Annotated in this window: 1 protein-coding gene; it reads right to left on the bottom strand. The window is 35.5% G+C overall.

Annotation, left to right across the window (positions count from 1 at the left end):
- Positions 1-39 precede the first annotated feature (39 nt).
- Positions 40-1,141 (bottom strand): DUF3514 domain-containing protein (locus DRF75_RS05000; RefSeq protein WP_205745112.1); only part of this gene is annotated, 1,102 nt, incomplete at its 5' end.

Raw genomic sequence — 1,141 nt, forward strand, 5'->3', positions numbered from 1 at the left:
CCTTAATTTTGTAGAACCACATTTATTTTATACAAACATCTATCTTTGCTGTCCTTTATCTTCACCAACATTAGAACCCTTTATCATCCTATCATATATTTCAGCATATGCACTTATCTCTTCCTCACAAGCCGCTATACTCATTCTATCGACCAGCGCACACAACCGCATAGATATATTCTGCATGACAACATGAAAACCCATACTACCAGAAGCAATAGCACTTGCAACTTGACTAGTAAAGTGTTCAGAACATTGTTGCACAAGTATCGGTGGAAAATCCATACCACATATTTGCATTGTACTAGTATCATTAAGAACTACACCATATATATTGCTAAACTGTATAAACAATAAAAAACATTGCCTTCCCAAAACTCCTTTCTTAAGGTTATTCGATTTTATATTACTAATTATTTCGTCAATGTCAGTCTCAACCGGGAGTCCTACAACATTTGCATAATTTAAATACATACAACCAAACATAGAACTAACATTTACTATTGCAAAATCCAATACTTGCTCAGAAATTCCAGAAACACATAACCTCATATTGACAAGCCGACATAACAGAGACAGTAATCTTCGAAAATACTGTGGATCACGTAGTATCCTAGGTTTAGAGCGCATATACTTCTCATAAACAACAGGAACACACACTCTTAACCGAGTTGCACTACCAGGCTGCATACAACCTATAAGTTCTATAACAACATTGTCCAATGAACTTGCATCTAATAAAAAATAATTATTATAAAAAATGCTGCGCCACACTGCAGCATTATTGCACAACTGTGCACAAGTCAATATGCAAGAAGCTTTTATAAGAAAATAGAATAAAGCTGGATCTCCTGTCTGTTGCACGATTAAACTTTCCACTAGGTATTGACTACAATACAATCGACCAGCAGTTACCGTAAACATACTTTTACAAATATTGCGTAAGTATACAAGATGCATGTGCCTTAAAACTACTAACTCTTTGTTAAAAGCTACTCTCAGATTATGACGCTGTTTGCGGGTTTTTTTATCTTTTCCCGCGAGAAACGATTTCAATGACCCGCTTGGTAAAACAACGACAGGCTTTTTATCAAATAAAGTGACTGTCGCAGATGACATAAATCCACTGAACTTTACTCCA

The sequence above is a fragment of the Ehrlichia minasensis genome (genome assembly GCF_004181775.1).
Classification (GTDB): domain Bacteria; phylum Pseudomonadota; class Alphaproteobacteria; order Rickettsiales; family Anaplasmataceae; genus Ehrlichia; species Ehrlichia minasensis.